16 protein-coding genes and 1 pseudogene are annotated in these 19,033 nt (G+C 70.7%); 11 read left to right on the top strand and 6 right to left on the bottom strand.

Annotated features, from left to right (window positions below):
* Positions 1-152: 152 nt before the first annotated feature.
* From NP777_RS08360 to NP777_RS08335, 6 genes are read left to right on the top strand one after another with little or no spacing between them, the layout of a single operon-like run.
* On the top strand, positions 153-1,190 hold the full coding sequence (locus NP777_RS08360; RefSeq protein WP_256649510.1) for a substrate-binding domain-containing protein: 1,038 nt from the start codon (positions 153-155) through the stop codon (positions 1,188-1,190).
* The gene (locus NP777_RS08355) at positions 1,181-1,324 is read left to right on the top strand and encodes a hypothetical protein (RefSeq protein ID WP_256649414.1); all 144 of its coding nucleotides are present in this window, start codon (positions 1,181-1,183) and stop codon (positions 1,322-1,324) included. Before NP777_RS08360 ends, NP777_RS08355 begins: the two co-directional genes overlap by 10 nt.
* The gene (locus NP777_RS08350; RefSeq protein ID WP_256649413.1) at positions 1,321-2,409 is read left to right on the top strand and encodes a mandelate racemase/muconate lactonizing enzyme family protein; all 1,089 of its coding nucleotides are present in this window, start codon (positions 1,321-1,323) and stop codon (positions 2,407-2,409) included. Before NP777_RS08355 ends, NP777_RS08350 begins: the two co-directional genes overlap by 4 nt.
* Positions 2,406-3,485, top strand: coding sequence for an ABC transporter permease (locus NP777_RS08345; protein ID WP_256649412.1), 1,080 nt, complete (start codon positions 2,406-2,408; stop codon positions 3,483-3,485). The genes NP777_RS08350 and NP777_RS08345 overlap by 4 nt, the downstream gene beginning before the upstream one ends.
* Positions 3,482-4,549: an ABC transporter permease gene (locus tag NP777_RS08340; protein ID WP_256649411.1), complete on the top strand. Its 1,068-nt coding sequence runs from the start codon at positions 3,482-3,484 to the stop codon at positions 4,547-4,549. The genes NP777_RS08345 and NP777_RS08340 overlap by 4 nt, the downstream gene beginning before the upstream one ends.
* Positions 4,546-6,090 carry a sugar ABC transporter ATP-binding protein gene (locus tag NP777_RS08335; RefSeq protein WP_256649410.1) on the top strand — a complete coding sequence of 515 codons (1,545 nt, stop codon included), beginning with the start codon at positions 4,546-4,548 and terminating at the stop codon, positions 6,088-6,090. The genes NP777_RS08340 and NP777_RS08335 overlap by 4 nt, the downstream gene beginning before the upstream one ends.
* 107 nt (positions 6,091-6,197) lie before the next feature.
* Here the strand turns inward: NP777_RS08335 and NP777_RS08330 are convergent, their stop codons facing one another.
* The 5 genes and pseudogenes from NP777_RS08330 to NP777_RS08310 all read right to left on the bottom strand — a co-directional run bounded on the left by NP777_RS08330 (position 6,198) and on the right by NP777_RS08310 (position 11,671).
* Complete coding sequence (locus NP777_RS08330; protein WP_256649409.1) at positions 6,198-6,917, bottom strand: GntR family transcriptional regulator; 720 nt, start codon at positions 6,915-6,917, stop codon at positions 6,198-6,200.
* 137 nt (positions 6,918-7,054) lie between these two features.
* Positions 7,055-7,965: pseudogene (locus tag NP777_RS08325) on the bottom strand (NAD(P)-dependent oxidoreductase); the annotation flags it as partial.
* 22 nt (positions 7,966-7,987) lie between these two features.
* On the bottom strand, positions 7,988-8,602 hold the full coding sequence (locus NP777_RS08320) for a histidine phosphatase family protein (RefSeq protein WP_256649408.1): 615 nt from the start codon (positions 8,600-8,602) through the stop codon (positions 7,988-7,990).
* Positions 8,599-10,086, bottom strand: coding sequence for an FGGY-family carbohydrate kinase (locus NP777_RS08315; RefSeq protein WP_256649407.1), 1,488 nt, complete (start codon positions 10,084-10,086; stop codon positions 8,599-8,601). Before NP777_RS08315 ends, NP777_RS08320 begins: the two co-directional genes overlap by 4 nt.
* Entirely contained in the window at positions 10,079-11,671 is a 1,593-nt protein-coding gene (locus tag NP777_RS08310; RefSeq protein ID WP_256649406.1) for an FGGY-family carbohydrate kinase, read from the bottom strand. Before NP777_RS08310 ends, NP777_RS08315 begins: the two co-directional genes overlap by 8 nt.
* A gap of 314 nt (positions 11,672-11,985) precedes the next feature.
* On the opposite strand from NP777_RS08310, the gene NP777_RS08305 reads away from it, so the two are divergent.
* From NP777_RS08305 to NP777_RS08285, 5 genes are all read left to right on the top strand, one after another.
* Entirely contained in the window at positions 11,986-12,762 is a 777-nt protein-coding gene (locus NP777_RS08305) for a DeoR/GlpR family DNA-binding transcription regulator (protein WP_256649405.1), read from the top strand.
* Between the two features lie 563 nt (positions 12,763-13,325).
* Positions 13,326-14,558, top strand: coding sequence for an ABC transporter substrate-binding protein (locus tag NP777_RS08300; RefSeq protein WP_256649404.1), 1,233 nt, complete (start codon positions 13,326-13,328; stop codon positions 14,556-14,558).
* Positions 14,559-14,563: 5 nt separating this feature from the next.
* Positions 14,564-15,544, top strand: a complete 981-nt coding sequence (locus tag NP777_RS08295; protein WP_256649403.1) for a carbohydrate ABC transporter permease — start codon at positions 14,564-14,566, stop codon at positions 15,542-15,544.
* Complete coding sequence (locus NP777_RS08290; protein ID WP_256649402.1) at positions 15,537-16,406, top strand: carbohydrate ABC transporter permease; 870 nt, start codon at positions 15,537-15,539, stop codon at positions 16,404-16,406. The genes NP777_RS08295 and NP777_RS08290 overlap by 8 nt, the downstream gene beginning before the upstream one ends.
* 43 nt (positions 16,407-16,449) lie before the next feature.
* Entirely contained in the window at positions 16,450-17,736 is a 1,287-nt protein-coding gene (locus tag NP777_RS08285; RefSeq protein WP_256649401.1) for an alpha-L-fucosidase, read from the top strand.
* Between the two features lie 25 nt (positions 17,737-17,761).
* On the opposite strand, the gene NP777_RS08280 is transcribed toward NP777_RS08285, so the two are convergent.
* Positions 17,762-19,030: an alpha-L-fucosidase gene (locus NP777_RS08280; RefSeq protein ID WP_256649400.1), complete on the bottom strand. Its 1,269-nt coding sequence runs from the start codon at positions 19,028-19,030 to the stop codon at positions 17,762-17,764.
* Positions 19,031-19,033: the final 3 nt, after the last annotated feature.

The following is a 19,033-nucleotide window of genomic DNA, read 5'->3' as shown; positions in this document are numbered from 1 at the left end:
TCTCGCAGGGGATTTTGTCGAGAGTCTTGACGGGGTCGCTCGACTGGCACACCATCGCGGCATCAATTTCCTATTTGATTCGTGGGGGTGAGGGGGTGCGTCTCCGGACCAGACCTCTGCTGCCGGGAGTTGTCGCCGTGGCGTTGCTGGCCATGTGCTCGACAGCCTGCACACTCAAGAACTCGGGTGAGCCGACCGGCGGGCGGGCCCCCGCGTCCGCACGGGCGGGCGGCGGCTCGGCCGTGCTCGCGGACGGGTCCGCCACCAAGGTCGCGCTCGTCCCCGGCGGCGCCCACCCCTACTTCCAGCCCTGGAAGACCGCCGGTGCCAAGGCGAAGAAGACCTACCGGCTCGGGGATGTGAGATTCGACGAGACGGCGGAGTGGGACCAGCAGAAGCAGAACAACCTGCTGTCCACGCTCGCCGCCCGCGGCTACAACGCCTTCGGTGTCTTCGGGGTCTCGCCGACCGACGTCAACACCACGTTCGCCGACCTGAAGTCGCAGGGCCTCGCCGTGGCATCGCTCGGCTCCTGCCCGGCGGGGAAGAAGAACGAGGCCGACTTCTGTCTCTCCACGGACGTCGAACTCGCCGCCTACAAGGCGGCCAAGGCCGCCATCGACGCCATGGGCGGCAAGGGCAGACTCGTCCATCTGACCAGCAACAACGTGGACGCCAACACCCAGCTGCGGATCAAGGGCGTGGCCAGGGCCGTCGAGGAGTCGGGCGGCAAGGTGCGGCTGCTGCAGACCGTCACCGACATCGACAAGGACCTGCAGACCGCGCAGAAGGCGGTGTCCGACCTGCTGACGGCCAAGGGCAACCAGATCCAGGGCATCGTCTCCACCGCCTACAACCCGGCCGTCGCCGCCGCCGACGCCGTCCGGAGCTCCGGTTCGCGGGCGAAGGTCGTGGCCATCGACGACGACGCCAAGATCCTTAGCTCGATCAGCCAGGGCACGGTCACCGCCACCGTCGTGCAGAATCCGGTGGGGCAGGCGGAGGTCGGGGCGTGGGCCCTCGCGCTGCTCCAGACCGAGCAGTGCGCGATGCGCGACCCCGGCCAGTCCATCGACTCGGGCTCGTTCGTCGTCACCAAGCAGAACCTCACGACCTACGACCGTGCGCGGAAGGCGAAGACCGCCCAGCTGAAGAAGCGGTTCGCCGACGACGTCCTGGCGTGCGGCTGATCCCCGCCGTCGCCGCACCGCAGAAAGTCGCCGCACCGCAGAAAGTCGCCGCACCGCAGAAAGTCGCCACACCGCAGAAAGTCGCCGCACCACAGAAAGTCGCCGCACCACAGAAAGCGGACATCACAGGATGAGCATCATCACCACCGCCACGGCCAAGCTGGCCGATATCGCCGTGGAGACCGACCGCACCGACGCGGTGCAGTCCTTCGTCAAGCAGGAGACGGTCCTCGTCGACCTCACCACGGCCGACGGCAGCGCGGGCACCGGCTACGCGTACACCATCGGCACCGGCGGCACCTCCGTACTGGCCCTGCTGCGGGACCATCTGCTGCCCGCCCTCATCGGGCAGGACGCGCGCAACGTCGAGGCGCTGTGGCGGCGGCTGTTCGCCCTGACCCGCGCGACCACCACCGGAGCCATCACCTCGCTCGCGCTCGCCGCCGTCGACACCGCGCTGTGGGACGTGCGCTGCAAGCGCGCGGGCGAGCCACTGTGGCGGCTGGCCGGCGGCCACCGCCAAGAGGTTCCGGTCTACGACACCGAGGGCGGCTGGCTCCATCTGACCGCCGACGACCTGGTGAAGGGGGCGCTGCGGGCCCAGAAGGCCGGATGGGGCGGCGTCAAGATCAAGGTGGGCAAGCCGCACCCCGCCGAGGACGCCGAGCGGCTGCGCGCGGTACGCGAGGCGGTCGGCCCCTCGCTGCACATCATGACGGACGCCAACCAGTCGCAGACGATGTCCGCCGCCCTCCGGCTGGCGGCCGCGCTGGAGCCGTACGACCCGTACTGGATCGAGGAGCCCCTCCCGGCGGACGACATCAGCGGCCATGCCCGGCTGGCGCGGGCGACCCGGATTCCCGTGGCCGTCGGCGAATCCCTCTACGCGCTCCCGCAGTTCCGCGGCTACCTCGAGACGGGCGCCGCCTCCGTCGTGCAGGTCGACGCCGCCCGTGTCGGTGGGATCACCCCCTGGCTCAAGGTCGCCCACACCGCGGAGAGCCACAACGTGATGGTGTGCCCGCACTTCCTGATGGAACTGCATGTCAGCCTCGTGGCCGCGGTGCCCAACGGCAGCTACGTCGAGCACATCCCGCAGCTGCGGGCCGTCACCCGCGGTGAGCTGACGATGCGTGACGGGATGGCCGTGGCGCCCGACCTGCCGGGCATCGGCATCGACTGGGACATGGACGCCATCGACGACCGGAGGGTGGCATGACGGCACCCGTCGCCCCGCCGGGCGGTGACACCCGCTCCGACCGGCCCACCCCCGCGCGCCCCGCGCACCGGCTGCCGTTCCGGGCCGACCAGCGGCTCGGCCTGCTGGTGCTCGTCGTCGGGCTCGGCGCCCTGTTCGGTGTGGTGCGGCCGACCTTCCTCGACGCGCGGCTCGTGCTGTTCCCGCTGTTCCGGGACGTCTCGACGCTGACCGTGGTGGCGCTCGCCCAGATGGTCGTCCTCTCGGTGGGGCATATGAACCTGGCCGTCGGGCGGATGGCCGCCTTCGGCGCGCTGTTCGCGGGGCTCGGATACGACCGGCTGGGCCTGCCACTGCCGCTCGGCCTGCTGCTGTGCCTGTGCGCCGGAGCCGCCATCGGCGCGCTGACCGGCTGGATCATCACCCGTACCGGGGTGAGCTCCTTCGTCGTGACCCTCGCGATGGACTTCGCGCTGCTGGGACTCGTCTCGCTGCTCTACTCGGCCCTGACCGAGAACGCCGCGTTCACCACCAAGCCCTCGGGGCTCGCGGAGCTGCGCTCGTACTCACTGGCCGACATCTGCGTCGGGCCCGTGTGCGGATCCCCGGTGATACCGCAGCTCGCGCAGTTCACCGTGCTGGCCCTGCTCGGCCTCGGATTCCTGTACGGCGCCACCCGTATCGGCCGGGAGCTGCTGCTCACCGGCGCGAACCCGGCGGCGGCGGAGCTGTCCGGCATTCCCACCGGCCGCCGTGTCGTCCTGGCGCACACGCTCTCGGGGCTGCTCGCCGCGCTCGCCGGATTCATGGCCGCCGTCGGCACCGGAACGTTCCGCGCCTCCATCGGGGACGACTTCATGCTGCCCTCGTTTCTCGGCTCGGTGCTCGGCGGCACCCTGCTCACCGGTGGCGTCGTCTCGGTCGTGGGAGCGCTGCTGGGCACGGCCCTGGTCGGCGTCATCCGCAAGGGGCTCGAACTGCTCGGGGTGGGTCTGGAGAGCCTGAACATCTACCTCGGCTGCGTGCTGCTCCTGGCCCTCTCGGCCGACCGGGTGCGCACCGTGGTGTCCCATCGCAAGGTGGTGCGTTCCACATGATGACGATCCGCGACCGGGGCGCCGCGGCCCTGCGCCGCTTCTCCCGCTCCACGACGACGACCCTGCTGTGCGTGGTGCTCGTCGGCTACCTCGCGCTGGGCGTGGCCTCCTCCGGCTCGTTCTTCGAGGGCCCGTCGGTGCGCACCTTCCTGCGGTACCTGGCCACGCCCGTCCTCATCGGGCTGGCCCAGATGGTGGCGCTGTGCGTGGGCCAGCTCAATCTCGCGGTCGGCGCGCTCGGTGGCTTCACCGCCTGCCTGATGGGCGTCCTCATGGCGGACCAGGGTGTGCCCGCCGGGGTCGCTGTGGTGGCCGGGGTGCTGGTGGCCACGGCCGTGGGTCTGGTGACGGGGCTGTTCATCGTGGTGACGAAGATCAACGGCTTTATCGTCACCCTCGGGACGATGACGATCCTCCAGGGGGCGCAGTACGGGCTGACCGGTACGCGCACCGTCGACGGATACTCCGCCGCGCTGAGGGACTTCGGCCGCGCGGCCCCGCTGAACGTGCCGCTGGTGTTCCTCACCGCGCTGGCCGCCGCGGCCCTGCTCGCCGCCTTCCTGTACCGCGCCACCGCCGGCCGGCGGCTGCTCGCGGCGGGCGGCAATCCGCTGGCGGCCAGGCTGTCGGGCATCTCCACCGACCGGCAGATCGTGCTCGCCCACACCGTGTCGGGGCTTCTGATCGGCGTGGCCGCCCTGACCGCGACGGCGTCGCTGCCCGGAGTCAACCGCAGCGTCGGCGGCGACTGGCTGCTGCCCAGCTTCGCGGCTCCCATCATCGGCGGTGTCGCGCTCACCGGAGGTTCGGTCGCGGTGCTCGGCACGGTGCTGGCGGCCTTCGTGATGCGGCTCATCGACGCCGCACGGGCGCAGTTCTCGCTCGACCCGAGCTGGGTGAACTTCCTCATCGGCGTGGTCGTGCTCGGCACGGTGGTGGGCGGCCGTATCCACCAGAGCCACGTGGCCAAGCGGGGCGGTTCGCGTGGCAGCGCACCGCCCGCACCACCGCGAGGCGACGCGCGGCCCGCCGCCGTGTCGCCGCACCCGGGAGGTTCCGGATGACCGACGTCCTTCTCGAATGCCAGGCCATCGTCAAGGTGTTTCCCGGCGTACGGGCCCTGGACGGCGTCGGCCTGCGCCTCACCGCCGGGTCCGTGCACGCGCTGCTCGGCGAGAACGGCGCGGGAAAGTCCACCCTCATCAAGGTCCTGACCGGAGTGCACACCCCCGACAGCGGCCGCCTCCTCTGGCGCGGTGGCGAGGTGCGTCCGCGCTCGCCGCTGGAGGCCACCCGTATCGGCATCGGCGTGGTGCACCAGGAGCGCAATCTGATCCCGGGCTTCTCGGTGGCCGAGAACATCACGCTGCAGAGCCCTCCCTCGCGCCGGGGTCTCATCGACCGCGCGGCCATGACCGACCCCGCTCTGCGCTGCCTCGGTGAACTGGGTCTGGACCTCGACCCGGACCGGCCGGTCCGTGAACTGTCCGTCGCGCAACAGCAGTTGGTGGAGATCGCGAAGGCCCTGTACACCGAGAGCCGGGTGCTGCTCCTCGACGAGCCGACCGCCTCCCTCTCCCCGCGCGAGGCGGAGCGCCTCTTCGAGGTCGTGCGGCGGCTGAAGGCCCGGGGGACGTGTGTCGTCTTCGTCAGCCACAAACTGGAGGAGGTGTTCGCCATCTGCGACACCGTCACCGTGTTGCGCGACGGTGCCTCCGTGCTCGAGTCGTCGCCGCTCGCCGAGCACACGCCGGACGACGTGGTCGGTCTCATGGTGGGCCGCGCCCACGCGGCGACCCAGCTGCGCCCGAGGGAAGTGGACACCTCCGCGGCGCCGGTGCTCTCGTTGGACGCAGTGTCCACCGCCGCCGGTCACCGGGACATCAGCCTGGACGTCCGGGCCGGCGAGATCGTCGGGCTGTACGGGCTGGTCGGCGCGGGGCGCAGCGAACTGGTCAAGGCCGTGCTCGGCCTCGACCGCGTCACCGGCGGCGAGATCCGGGTGCACGGCGAGCCGGTGCGCATCGCCTCTCCCCGGCAGGCGCTGCACCGCTTCGGCATCGGCTATCTCACCGAGAACCGCAAGGAGGAAGGGGTCTTCCTGGACCAGCCCATCGCCCGGAACATCACCGTGACGGTGTGGAAGAGGCTGGCGAAGGCGCTCGGTTTCGTCTCCGCGCGCGAGGAGCGGGACGTGGCGCACGACCTCGTCGAACGTCTCGGCATCCGCATCGCCGGGCTCGAGCGACACGCCGGTGAGCTGTCCGGCGGCAACCAGCAGAAGGTGAGCCTGGCGAAGTGGCTGGCGGCCGACACCCGGCTGCTCATCGTGGACGAGCCGACCGTGGGTGTCGATGTGCGCACCAAGCACGCCTTCCATGAGCTCATCTGGGAACTGGCCCGCGATGGCCTGCCCATTCTGCTGATCAGCAGCGACCTCGCGGAGATGATCACGCTCGCGGACCGGGTGGTGGTGATGGCCGACCACCGGATCCGCGGTGAGGTGGACAACGACCGCGACTACGAGCGGATGAGCGGCCGGATCATCCGCGTCATCCACGACCGCGCGACCTCGGCGGTGCGCCCGCGGGCGGTGGAGGCGTGACGCACGCGACGCGGCCCGTAACGCACGTGGCGCGGGTCGTGACGCACGTGGCGCGGGTCGTGACGTATGTGGCGCAGTGGTGCGGGGACCTGACCCACGTACGCGGGTCAGGACTCCTCGTCCCGGCCGAGCTGGCGCCGGAGGCTGTGGGCGAGGTGCTCCGCCATCGCCTCGGCCGCGCGGTCGGGGTTGCGGCGCAATATCGCGTGCACCACGCGCTGGTGCTCCGCGAGGGTCGGGTCATCGGCGCCGAGTTGGCTGCTCAGCCGGAAGATGTGCAGATGGGAGTGGAGCCGCTGCACCGCGTCCGCGAGCAGCGGCCGCCCGGACGCCCGGGCGATCGCGTCGTGGAGGCGCTGGTCGAGGGCGGCGAAGCCGCGGTAGGCCGCATAGCGCCCGGCGGCGGTCCCGGGGTGGGTGTGCATCTCCTCCGCGATCCGCTCGATGGCGTCGAGCTGGTCCTCAGTGGCGTTGACCGCGGCGAGCGCGGCCGCCCTCGGCTCCAGCAACTGCCGCATCTCGAAGAGCTCCTCGAGCCCCTGCCGGGTCAGCAGCTCGGTGGTGCGGTACCCCGACAGCGGCCGCTTCACCACCAGGCCGTCCGCCTCCAGCCTGGCCAGCGCCTCCCGGATGGGGGTCGGGGAGACGCCGAGGGCGCGGGACAGGGCCTCGATGCTGACGCGTGCGCCGGGGGTGATCTCATGGTCCATGACCATGGCCTTGATGTTCTCGTAGACGCTGTCCGAGAGCGCCTGCCGGGCGGGTGGCACATCCCGCCCCCGCCCTTCCCGCGGTGCCCCGGGCGCGGAGGTGTCCTGCGGCGGCATCCGGCCTCCTGCTGCTGATCGGGGCGTATCGGGGCAGCGACAGTTTACCCAGGTGAGGGACGCCGTTCAGGGGCGAGCCGAGGCGGGCCCGACCGTCGCGGGAACTGATCGGCGAGTGGCGTCACCCGCGCGGGGGGCAGCGCCTGGGGGTTGGCGCAGTGGGCGAGGGGTTCGCCGCGCAGAAACCGGGCCACTTCCGCCGCCACGATCCGGGCGGCCTTGTGCGCCACCTCGCGGCGTCGCACACCGCGTCGTAGTCGACCAGCGCGCCCCGTGCGCAGTTGACCAGCACCGCTCCGCGTGGCATGGACGCGATCCGGTCCCGGCCGATCATTCCGCGGGTCTCGTCCGTCACCCGGGCGTGGAGGGAGACGATCCGCGAGCGGGTGAGCAGTTCCTCCAGGGAGACCAGCCGGGCCACGCCCGCCACGGTGTCGGGTCGCACATAGGGGTCGTGGACGAGGACGGTGGCGCCCATGGCGGCCAGGGCCCGTGCGACACGGGAGCCGATGGCACCGAAGCCCACCAGCCCGATGGTCGAGCCGTCGATCTCGATGCCGCAGTTCTCGTAGTCGTAGGTGTCGCCCCGCCAGACGCCCCGCTTGAGGTCGGTGTGGACGTCGCCGACGCCCCGGGCGGCGGCCAGGATGAGGGCGAGAGTGTGTTCGGCGGTGGCCACCGCGTTGCGGCCGGGCGCGTAGCACACGGCCACACCGTGGCGGGTGGCCGCCTCCAGGTTGGCGTTGACCGGGCCGCCGCGGCTGACGCAGAACAGTTCGAGGTCGGGGCAGGCGCGCAGGACGCGTTCGGTGAGCGGGGCCATCTGTGTCACACAGATCCGCCGCCCGCGCAGCGCCTCGATGAGTTCCTCCTCGGTGCCGGACGCCTCGTCGACCTCGGCGACCTTGCCGAACGGTGTGTGCGGCCAGGGCAGTCGCAGCTCGCGGATGTCGAGTGCGCCGTGGTCGGGGACGGCGTTCCGCAACTCCCCGGTGAGCAGTCGGGGCAGCACGAAGTGGTCGCCGGCGGCGAGGACGGTGGTGGGCACGGTGGCACTCCGGAGGAAGGGGTCAGTCGGTGGTCGGGGCAGGGGCGTTGAGCCGCAGTAGCGAAGCCCGGCCGTCCCGCAGGCGCAGTTCGGTCAGGGCGCCGTTCTCCAGCCGGGGAAACACCTGGCGGTAGCGGGCGAGCGGAATGCCGAGCAACTGGCACAGCACGAGGCGGACGAGGGTGGAGTGGGCGACGACCAGGACACGTCCCTCGGGCACCTCATGCGCGATGTCCGTGAGACAGGCGATCGCGCGGTCGGTGGCCGCCGCCGGGTCCTCACCGCCGGGCAGGTGGTGGGCGACCGGATCGGCCAGGAACGCGTCCAGCTCCGCAGGGAACCGCTCCCGCATCTCCGCCCGGGTCAGCCCCTCGCCGCGCCCGAAGTCCACCTCGTACAGCCGCTCGTCGACGCGCGGGGTGAGGCCGAGCGCGGCCGCGGCGGGCCCGGCGGTGAGCCGGGCGCGGGACAGCGGTGAGCTGAGCACCGCGTCCAGCCGCTGTCCGGCGGCCCAGGCGCCGAGCTCGGCGGCCTGCCTGTGCCCGTGTTCGGTCAGTGGCACATCGGTGCGGCCGGCGTAGCGGTTCTCCGCGTGCCATACGCTCTCCCCGTGCCGTACGAGGACGAAGTCGGTCACTGGTCGGCCTTTCTGTGGGCGTGGGCGGCCACTTCCGGCTCCAGCCAGCCCCGGCGGACCAGTTCGTCCACGAAGCCGAGGTAGGCGGGCAGCAGCCGTGCGGTGCGGGTGGAATCGGGGCGCAACTCGACTCCGTCGCGCACCATGGAGGCGGCGGCCCGCTCCAGCGTGACGCCCGAGGCGGTGGCGGCGAGCACCGCCATGCCGACGGCGCTCTCGGCCTGCTCGGGCAGGGTCACGCTCCGGCCGAGGAGGTCGGTGCGCAGCTGCGACCAGTAGCGGTTGCGGGCGCCGCCGCCGGTCAGGCTCAGCGGGCCGTCCACGGGCGCGCCGATGTGATCCAGGTGGTCGAGGCAGAGCCGCTCCACACAGGCCACGCCGAGCAGACAGGCATGGAACTCCTCAGCCGCGCCGGAGGGTTCGCCCAGGACGAAGGGGTGCGCGTCGGGCGCGCGGAACGGGAACCGTTCACCCCGCTCGCCGACGAGCGGGTAGACGACCGCCGTGGAACCGGTGGCGGCGGCCGCTTCGGTGAGGGCGTCGGGATCGGCGCCGGGGAAGTGGCGGGGCAGCACCCCCGCGCCGCTGCTGGAGGCGCCGCCGGGCAGCCAGCCGCCACCGGGCCCGCGGTGGCAGTAGACCACCCCGGCGGGGTCGTGCACCGGACGGGGAGCGGCGCCCTTGAGGACGAGGGTGGTGCCCAGTACCGAGTTCCAGGCGCCCGGGCCGAGCGCGCCCGCCCCGATCTGGGCCGCGCAGCCGTCGGTCATCCCCGCGACCACGGGGGTGCCGACGGGGATTCCGGTGACGGCGGCGGCCCGCGAGCAGACCGTGCCGATCACCGTGCCGGGCCGTACGACCTCCGGCAGCAGGCCATCGGGGACGCCGAGGGCGGCCAGTTCCTCGGTGGGCCAGCGGTCGGCGAGCAGGTCGTAGCCGGTCTTCAGGGCGTGGCTTGCGTCGCCGGGGGTCTGCTGTCCGGCCAGCCGCCAGGTGATCAGGTCGGCCTGGTGCAGCAGCCGGGCCCCCGGCGGGACATCGGTGTGCTGGAGCAGCCACAGGAGTTTGGGCAGGGCCCAGGACGGCTGCATGGTGCGGTAGCCGAGCCTTTCCCATATCGCCGCGCCGACGGCGTTGACGCGCCCGGCGTGGTCCGCGGCGCGCCCGTCGTCGTACATCAGGGCCGGGGTGAGGGGCGTTCCGGACGGATCGGCGAGCAGGACGGTCCCGGAGGTGGCGTCCACCGCCACACCCCGCACCCGCCCGGCGTCGATGCCGCTCAGGGCCTCGCGGCAGGCGGCACCGGCGCCGGACCACCACTGCTCGGGGTCCTGTTCGTGGCGTACGCCGGCACGGTGGCTGGTCAGGGGGCGGGAGGCCGCGGCGAGCAGCGTCCCGGTGCCGTCCACGGCGACCGCGCGCACGCTCTGCGTACCGAGATCCAGGCCGAGATGGACGGCGTCGGGGGAGAGGGCGTCAGACATACGAGGTTTCCGGACGGGGGTCGTGGGGGCGCTGGGCGGGGGTGTCGGCGGGCGGCCGGGTCGGCGACGAGCCCGGTCCCCGGGTCGGCGGCGAGGCCGGTCCCCGGGACGGCGACCAGCCCAGGGTCCGGGCGGCGTCCCGCCAGGCGAGGTGTGCCGCGGACAGCTCGTCGTAGAGCGCGGCCCGGTCCGGGTCCGGCGCCCAACCGGCGCCCATACGGACGTACGTGGCGGCGGCCGCCTCCATGCTCCGCTCGGCGCCGGTGAGCACCAGACCGGTCAGGAAGGCGCCCTTCGCGCCCAGCTCGGTGTCGGTGCCGCGCGCCGTCGGGACGCCGGTGGCGTCGGCGATGAGCTGACACCAGCGGTCGCTGCCCGCGCCTCCGCCGCACAGCCGCAGCTCGCGCACCTCGGTTCCGGAGGCTCGCAGGCAGTCCCGTACGACGAGGGACAGCCCCTCGAAGACCGCGCGGGCCAGGTCGGCGCGGGTGTGGTCCAGCGACAGGCCCCAGAAGGTGCCGCAGGCCCGTCCGTCGAGGAACGGGGCGCGTTCCCCGGCGGGTGAGAGATAGGGGAGGAAGCCCAGCCCGGCGGCGCCGGGTTCGGACGCGGCGGCGAGGTCACCGAGCGCGGCGGGGCTCTCGACGGCCAGCGTCCGGCACGCCCAGTCCAGCACCTCGGTGCCCGAGAGGGTGGGCAGGGCGCGCAGCAGGCGGTCGTGGCGGCCGAAGGCGATGGTGACGCCGCACGGCTCGCCCGAGGCGTCCACGCATCGGCGCACCACCTCGGTGCACAGGGTGGTGCCGAGGATGGCACACGCCTGTCCGGGATCGACGACCCCGGCGCCGCGGGCGGTGGCGGCGATGTCGTAGGGCGCCATCACGACGGGAAGGCCGGTGGGGAGGCCCAGTGCGGCTGCCGCGTGGTGGGTGAGCTCGGCGACGCACTCGTCGTGTCCGAGGACACGCGGTAGCAGCCGGCGCGCCCACGCCAGGCCGAACAGGTCCACGATCGCCGGGTCGTACGCGCCCGTGGCGTGGTCGAGGAAGGGGGCCGACGCGTCGGAGGCGTCGATCGCCGTGACGCCGGTGAGGCTCAGGAACAGCCAGCCCGCCGCGGTCAGCGCGGTGTGCGAGCGCTCCAGGCGCGCCGGGTCGTGCTCGGCGAGCCAGGCGAGCACCGCGTTGGGCATGCCCGCGCAGGTGAGGGAGCCGTTGCGGCGGTACGCCTCGTCCAGGACGCCATCGGCCTCCCAGCGCGCGAGCAGCTCACCGGCGCGCCCGTCGGACCACAGGATCGCCGGTCCGGTGGGGCGGCCGTCGCCGTCGACCAGCCAGCAGCCGTCCCCCTGGGCCGTGAACGCGATCAGCCGCACCGCGTCATGTCCGGGCCCCAACTGGGCCAGAGCGCCGCGCACGGTGGAGACGACCCCGCGCCACACCGCGTCCATGTCCTGCTCGGCCCACCCGGGGTGAGGCCGCAGCACCTCCGTACCGACGCGGGAGACCGCCACTTCCCTTCCCTCGGCGTCGAACACGACGGACTTGATGACCGACGTGCCGACGTCGACAGTGAGAACCGTCATGACCGAAATACCTGCCCCTTCACCACGGCTGGAGCGGCGGCGTACCAGTGAATCGCCGCCGCCCCGGGGAACCGACGTCGCCGGCGGAATCCCGTGCCGGCAAACCCAGAGAATCGCCGCCGGTAAGCCACGTCAATCGGGGCGCGGTATTATCCCGCGGCCGGCCCACGGCACCGTGCGATGTCCTGGGCCACCGGCCCCGCACAGGGGGGACGCGGCGTCCCGTCCCCGTGTTACCTTCGCGTGAGTTTCACATCAGGTCGTCTCACATCGGTCCGCCGGGGTGGTGCGGAAGCGATAAGGAGCCGCCGGCCATGACCCGTACGGATGGGCAGGAGGAGCGGCGGCGCCGGCTGCGCGAGCTGGTCACGACCAAGGGCTTCGTCCGCACCTCGGACCTGGCGGCCGAGTTCGCCGTCAGTGTGATGACCATCCACCGCGACCTGGACGCCCTCCAGGCGCAGGGCTGGCTGCGCAAGGTGCGCGGCGGCGCGAGCTGTCTGCCGTCCACGCAGTTCCACGGCAGTGTCGGCGAGCGCATGACGACGATGACGCAGACCAAACAGCGGCTGGCGCGGGCGGCCGCCGAGGAACTGGCCCCCGGCCAGATCGTGGTGATCGACGACTCCACCACCTGCCTGGGCCTGACCCAGCACCTGCCCCACCACACACCGATCACGGTGATAACCAACTCGCTGCCCGTCATCGCGGCTCTGGCCAAGAAGCCCGGAACGGCGCTGGTGGCGCTCGGCGGCACCTACTTCCCGGCGTACGACGCCTTCATGGGACCGCACACCGCGCAGAGCATGTCCGCCTTCCGCGCCGATGTGCTGTTCATGTCCACCACCGCCGTCACCGCGGGCCGCTGCTACCACATGTCACCCGAAACGGTGCAGGTCAAGCAGGCGATGATGGCCGCCGCCGCACGTCGCGTACTCCTCGTCGACCATACGAAGTTCGCCAACCAGGGCCTGTACGCGCTGGCTCCGCTCACCGACTTCGACCTGCTCGTGGTGGACGACGCGGCACCGGCCGGGGAGGTGCGCGGGCTGCGCGAGCGCGGCGTCAACGTGCGCGTCGTCCCCCGGTGATGTCACGTGAACATCACGTCGATCTCACCCGAGAGCTGGGCCTTCGCCCTGCTGTACCTCGCGAGCGCTCTGATGTCGGCGTTCCGCACTCTCCCGCGCTCCGACGTGTCCGCCGTGGCGCGGTGTGAGACACATGGGGACTTGCCGGAGACGTCCAAGCTCTGACGCCGACGGCGGAAGATTTGGCGCGGAGATCGGGCCCGTACGACACCTTGACACTCCAATACATCGGATGTTCTGATGCCGATGCGTCCTGGTAAAAAGGGCCGGCCAAAGGAGTCGCAATGGGTCGGATCACGACAGTGACGGTCAGGGACTTCAGTTTCCGTACGTATCGAGCGCACCATGGAGCGGCCGCCGTACACACGGCGCCCGTCTTATTCGGTTTCTGACGTTCACCACACCCGCCATATCTTCTCGCCCCACTCCACTCATCGTGGTCGGGGCTTTCCCACAGCAGCCGCAGCGGCATCCGCATGCGCGTTCCACACCCGCGTTCCATGCCCGCGTTCCGTGCTGTCCGTGTACGGCCATCCGAGCACGCACATGAAGTGGACTCTGCTATGAAAAGACGACTCCTCGTCGGTGTTACCGCGGCGGCCGCCGCCTGGGGAATGCTGGTGGGATGTTCCTCCAGTTCCAGCACGTCCAACCAGTCGAAGGACAAACTCGTCTGGTCGATGTGGATCGCGGGCTCGTCCGACAAGGCAGCCTGGCAGCAGGTGGCGAATTCGGTGAGCGCCCAGGGCGGTCCGAAGGTCACGATCCAGGGCGCGCCTTTCAACGACTACTTCACCAAGCTCCGCACCCAGCTCAGCACCGGGAGCGCGCCGTGCGTCGTGAGCATCCAGAGTCTGCGCGCCGCGAATTACACCGATGTCCTGCGGCCGATCGACTCCTACGCCAAGAAGGGCGGGTTCGATCTTTCCGCGTTCGACACCACCGCCCTGAACGGAATGAAGGTCGACGGAAAGCTGTACGCCCTGCCGTATGACACCGGGCCCATGCTGCTCTTCTACAACAAGGACCTCTTCAAGCAGGTCGGTGCCGAGGAGCCGAAGCCCGGCTGGAAACTCGCCGACTTCACGGCGGCCGCGGCGAAGTTCAAGGCGGCGGGAAAGACGATGTTCGCCTCGAGTGTCGCGGACATGAATCTCGAATCGATGATCCTCGGCTACAACGGCGGCCGGGTCATCAAGGCCGACGGAACGCTCGATCCGTCGAACCCCACCTTCGCCAAGGGGCTCGACTGGCTCTCCTCGCTCGTCAAGAACGGCACCGCCACCCAGGCCGGCGCGGACAACGACACCCCCTCCAACAACTTCGTGTCCAAGAAAGTCGGCATGTATCTCGACGGCCCCTGGTCCCTGCTCAGCCAGAAGGACAAGGTGAAGTTCCCGATCGGGGTCACGACCATACCCACCGGCCACACCTCCGGTCCGTCCACCTTCTCGGCGGGCTCCGGATTCGGCATCTCCAAACAGTGCGCCTACCCCGACCAGGCGTTCACGGCCATCAAGACGATGACGAGCCAGAAGGTGCTCACCACCCTGGCGCGGCAGGGCCGGGCCTTCCCCGGCCGCACCGCCGCCCAGCAGACGTGGTACGAGAACGCGCACATCGACGGCGTGGAGAGCGTCCTCAAGACAGCCCAGAAGGCATCGACACCACTGCCCGGCAACAAGCAGAGCGACCAGCTCCAGCAGCTCTTCTCGCAGTACGGCATCCAGGCCGTCAACGGACAGCAGTCGGGCGCCGAGACCATGAAGTCCATCGCGGGCCAGCTCGGGCAGTGACGGCCGTGACTACCGAGCAGGCCGCCCCGGCCGAGGAGGAGGTGGTGACGGTGGAGGTGGCCGCCCCGGGCACCGCCATCGCGGTGGACGAGGAGCCCGAGGCGCGGCGCCCGGCCGAGATCGGGCGCCGCACATGGTGGGGCGCGGCGTTCGCCGCCCCGCACTCGATCGGGCTGGCGCTCTTCACCGTGGTCCCGATCGTCGCGTCCCTCGTCGTGAGCTTCATGAACTGGCCGATGATCGGCGGCCACACCTGGACCGGACTGGAGAACTACCGCCGGCTCTTCGATGATCCGATCTTCTGGGTCGTGGTGCGCAACACGGCCGAGTACGTGATCCTCTATGTGCCGCTGAACCTCGTGGTCTCCCTCGGGCTCGCGGCCTGGCTGACACCGCGGATCAGACACCGGCACATCTTCCGGGTGCTGTTCTTCATCCCGACCATCACCCCGCTGGTGGCGAACGTCGTCGTCTGGCGGATGCTGTACCAGCCCGACGGCCTCATCGACGCCACGCTCCAGTCGACCCTCGGCGAGCACGCCCCCAACTTCCTCGCCGACGACACCTGGGCGATGTTCGCGGTCGTGGCGATGAGCGTCTGGGCGGGGTTCGGCTACAACATGCTCATCTTCTCCGCCGCGCTCGACGCGGTGCCGGACAGCCAGATCGAGGCCGCCCAGCTCGACGGCGCGAGCCCGTGGCGGACCTTCTGGCATGTGAAGTTCCCGGCCATCTCGCCGTCGATCTTCTTCGCCACCATGATGACGCTCATCACCTCGTTCCAGGTGTTCACCCAGCCGTTCCTGCTCACCAAGGGCGGCCCGGGGACGGAGACGGAAACCCTCGTCCAGTACATCTACAACACCGGCTTCCAGAACCAGCAGCTCGGGCTCGCCTCGGCGGGCGCCTGGGTGCTGTTCGTGATCATCCTCGGCATCACGGCGGTCCAGTTCCTCGGCCAGAAGCGGTGGGTGCACTATGAGTAGCGGCATCAGTGGCGGCGGTACGCGGACGACGGGAGCGGCACCGCGGGTGCGGCGCGCGATCGGCTATGTGATCCTGTGCCTCATCGCCCTGGCCTTCATGGCGCCGCTCATCTACATGGTGGCCACCAGCCTCAAGCCCGAGTCGGACACCTTCACCACCCCGCCGACGCTCTGGGGCTCCGCGCTCCGGTGGCAGAACTACACCGACGTCTTCAGCTATCTGCCGTTCGCCCGCTTCATCCTCAACGGTGTCCTCGTCGCCGTCGTCGGCACCGCCATCAACGTGACCGTCGCGGCACTCAGCGGATACGCCTTCTCCCGGCTGCGCTGGCGCGGCCGCAACGTGGTGTTCCTGCTGTTCCTCGCGACCCTGATGATCCCGCAGGACGTCCTCGTCATCCCGATGTACGTGATGATGCAGAACCTCGGATGGGTGGACACCGTCCAGGCGCTCATCATCCCGTGGGCGTTCACCGCGCTCGGCGCGTTCCTGCTGCGCCAGTTCTTCCTGACCGTTCCCCAGGAACTGGACGACGCGGCCCGGGTCGACGGCGCCGGGACCGTGCGCACCTTCCTCAACGTGATGGTGCCACTGGCCCGGCCCACCCTCGCCGTGCTCGCTGTCTTCACCTTCATCAGCTACTGGAACTCCTTCCTGTGGCCCCTCGTGATCGTCAACGATGTCAACGCGCGAGCCACCATCCCGCTCGGCCTCCAGGCGTTCTTCGGACAGCAGGGCAATGAGTGGAGCCTCGTCATGGCGGCCTCGGTGATCTCGATGCTGCCGACCGTGATCATCCTCGTCCTCCTCCAGAAGCACCTCGTGCGCGGCATCGTCACCAGCGGCCTGGGCGGCCGCTGACCCCCTGTGCGCCTCCTCATCTCCGGGAAAGGAATCCCCCTCGATGGCCATCCCCGCCTGGTTCACCGAAGACCGCTTCGGCATGTTCATCCACTGGGGCCTGTACGCCCTGCCCGCCCGCCACGAGTGGGTGAAGAACCGCGAACGCATCACTGACGAGGACTACGACCGCTACTTCCGACACTTCGAACCGGACCTCTTCGACCCCCGCGAGTGGGCGCGGTCCGCCAAGCGCGCCGGAATGAAGTACATGGTGCTCACGACCAAGCACCACGACGGCTTCTGTCTGTGGGACTCCAAGCTCACCGACTACACCTCGATGAACACCCCGATCGGCAAGGACCTCGTCGCCGAGTTCGTCGAGGCCGTGCGCGCCGAGGGGCTGCGCGCCGGCTTCTACCACTCGCTCATCGACTGGCACCACCCGGACTTCGTCGTCGACGGCCTCCACCCGCGCCGTGACGACCCGCCGGAGGAGATCAAGCGGCTCAACGAGGGCCGTGACATGGCCCGTTACCGCGCCTATCTGCACGGTCAGGTGGAGGAGCTGCTGACCGGCTACGGCACCATCGACTACCTCTTCTACGACTTCTCGTACAAGGACGACGACCACCACGACGTGTGGAACGGCAAGGGCAAGGAGGAGTGGGGCTCGGAGGAACTCCTCGCGCTCACCCGCGGGCTGCAGCCCGAGATCATCGTCAACGACCGGCTCGCCATCCCCGGTGACCTCGTCACACCCGAGCAGTACCAGCCCGACAGGCCCATGGAGGTCGACGGGCAGCCGGTGGTCTGGGAGGCGTGCCAGACCCTCAACGGCAGCTGGGGCTACGACCGCGACAACCTCAATGTGAAACCGGTCGACCTGCTGGTCCGGATGCTCGTCGACGGCGTCTCGAAGAACGGCAACATGCTGCTGAACGTCGGCCCGACCGGACGCGGTGACTTCGACGCCACCGCCCTCGCCACGCTGGAGGGGATCGGGGCGTGGATGTCCCGCCACCAGCGCTCGATCTACGGCGCAGGGCCCTCCCCGCACCGCGCCCCGGTCGACACCCGCTACACCCAGCGCGGCAACCGCCTCTATCTGCACCTCTTCACCTGGCCCTTCGGCCATGTCCACCTGCCGGACCTGGCGGGCAAGGTCGAGTACGCGCAGTTCCTGCACGACGCGTCCGAGATCAAGTACCGCGAGATCGACCCGTCGATCAAGGCGCAGAACACCGGCCTCGGCGGCCAGCCGCCCGGCACCCTGACCCTGAGCCTGCCGGTCGTCCGCCCCGATGTGGCGGTACCGGTCGTGGAACTGTTCCTGCGCCAGGACACCTGACACCTGATCGGACCGCGCGGGCCGCTCAGAAGCGGCCCGCGCCCCGGTACAGGTCCAGCTCGCCATCCAGCTCGACGGCGAGGACCGTCGCGTGTTCGTCCAGGTCAGCGGCGCTGGGCGGGTCGATCCACAGCACTCCGGGTACCTCGTGCAGGCCGCCGGTGACCTGGTGGCCCAGCTCCGTGCCGGTGCCGAGGACGCCGACCCGCCGCACCGGGGTGCGCAGGCCGCGCACCCCGATGGGGCCGCGGGGAATGTCGAACACGGTGAGGTAGAGCGTGCGGCGGTCGGCGGAGAGCGTGCTGGGTCCGTAGTGGTGCCCGGCGGGCAGGCCCCGGACCGTGCCGTAGACGGCCTCGGCGTGGCGGGCGAGCCACGCGCCCATGCCCTCGAGGCGCTCGACCTGCTCGGCCGGGATGGTGCCGTCCTCCTTGGGGCCCACGGACAGCAGCAGGTTTCCGCCGCCGCCGATGGTCTCCGTGAAGTACCGGATCAGCCGGCCGGTCGACTTGTAGTTGTGGTCGTGGTGGCGGTAGCCCCATGAGTCGTTGAAGGTCAGGCACAACTCCCAGGGACCGGCGGGCGGTTCGATCGGCACACCCTGCTCGGGGGTGGCGTAGTCGCCCTCGCTGAGCATGCGCGCGTTGAGCACACACCGCGGCACCTCGGAGCGGATCAGCCGGGCCAGGTCCTTGATCCGCCACTGCTCCTCGGTGCGCTCCCACTCGCCGTCGAACCACAGCAGGTCGGGACGGAACCGGGTGGTCAGCTCCCGCACCTGGCCGTCCCGGTAGGCGAGGTAACGGGCCCACGCCGCCAGGTCCTCCTCTTCCTTCGGCACCTCGGCGTACGGGTTGTTCTCCTGCTCGGGCGGACGGCCCTCGTAGCGGGTGGAGGCGTAGTCGGGGTGGTTCCAGTCGTTGTGGGCGTAATAGAGGCCGACCTTGATGCCGCGCTCCCGCATCGCCGCCGCGTACGGGCCGACCAGATCGCGTCCGGCCGGAGTGTGCCGCACCACATTGAGGTCGCCCTCCGCGGTGTCCCACAGGGCGACGCCGTCGTGGTGGCGCGAGGTGAGCACGGCGTACCGGGCACCGGCACGGGCGAAGAGGTCCGCCCAGTCCTCCGGGGCGTAGTGGCGGGCGGTGAAGCCGTGTCGCTGCGCCATGTACTGGTCGTGGGGGACGTCGCCCTCGAAGAACGACCAGGACTCCTGGACGCCGTCGACGGCGTAGATGCCCCAGTGGATGAAGATGCCGAACTTGGCGTCGGGGAACCAGGGTTGCATGGCCATGGT

It is taken from the genome of Streptomyces rugosispiralis (genome assembly GCF_024505145.1).
In the GTDB taxonomy this organism is placed as follows: Bacteria; Actinomycetota; Actinomycetes; order Streptomycetales; family Streptomycetaceae; genus Streptomyces; species Streptomyces rugosispiralis.
The sequence above is the reverse complement of the archived record's forward strand: the minus strand, read 5'-3'. Positions and strand labels throughout refer to the sequence as shown.

What these genes read in the sequence shown, in the direction of transcription:
- NP777_RS08315 (WP_256649407.1), bottom strand. Translation starts at nt 10,086, where the DNA reads ATGTCTGACGCCCTCTCCCCCGACGCCGTCCATCTCGGCCTGGATCTC.
- NP777_RS08280 (WP_256649400.1), bottom strand. Translation starts at nt 19,030, where the DNA reads ATGGCCATGCAACCCTGGTTCCCCGACGCCAAGTTCGGCATCTTCATC.
- NP777_RS08285 (WP_256649401.1), top strand. Translation starts at nt 16,450, where the DNA reads ATGGCCATCCCCGCCTGGTTCACCGAAGACCGCTTCGGCATGTTCATC.
- NP777_RS08360 (WP_256649510.1), top strand. Translation starts at nt 153, where the DNA reads ATGTGCTCGACAGCCTGCACACTCAAGAACTCGGGTGAGCCGACCGGC.
- NP777_RS08310 (WP_256649406.1), bottom strand. Translation starts at nt 11,671, where the DNA reads ATGACGGTTCTCACTGTCGACGTCGGCACGTCGGTCATCAAGTCCGTC.
- NP777_RS08290 (WP_256649402.1), top strand. Translation starts at nt 15,537, where the DNA reads ATGAGTAGCGGCATCAGTGGCGGCGGTACGCGGACGACGGGAGCGGCA.
- NP777_RS08330 (WP_256649409.1), bottom strand. Translation starts at nt 6,917, where the DNA reads ATGCCGCCGCAGGACACCTCCGCGCCCGGGGCACCGCGGGAAGGGCGG.
- NP777_RS08300 (WP_256649404.1), top strand. Translation starts at nt 13,326, where the DNA reads ATGAAAAGACGACTCCTCGTCGGTGTTACCGCGGCGGCCGCCGCCTGG.
- NP777_RS08350 (WP_256649413.1), top strand. Translation starts at nt 1,321, where the DNA reads ATGAGCATCATCACCACCGCCACGGCCAAGCTGGCCGATATCGCCGTG.
- NP777_RS08335 (WP_256649410.1), top strand. Translation starts at nt 4,546, where the DNA reads ATGACCGACGTCCTTCTCGAATGCCAGGCCATCGTCAAGGTGTTTCCC.
- NP777_RS08340 (WP_256649411.1), top strand. Translation starts at nt 3,482, where the DNA reads ATGATGACGATCCGCGACCGGGGCGCCGCGGCCCTGCGCCGCTTCTCC.
- NP777_RS08345 (WP_256649412.1), top strand. Translation starts at nt 2,406, where the DNA reads ATGACGGCACCCGTCGCCCCGCCGGGCGGTGACACCCGCTCCGACCGG.
- NP777_RS08305 (WP_256649405.1), top strand. Translation starts at nt 11,986, where the DNA reads ATGACCCGTACGGATGGGCAGGAGGAGCGGCGGCGCCGGCTGCGCGAG.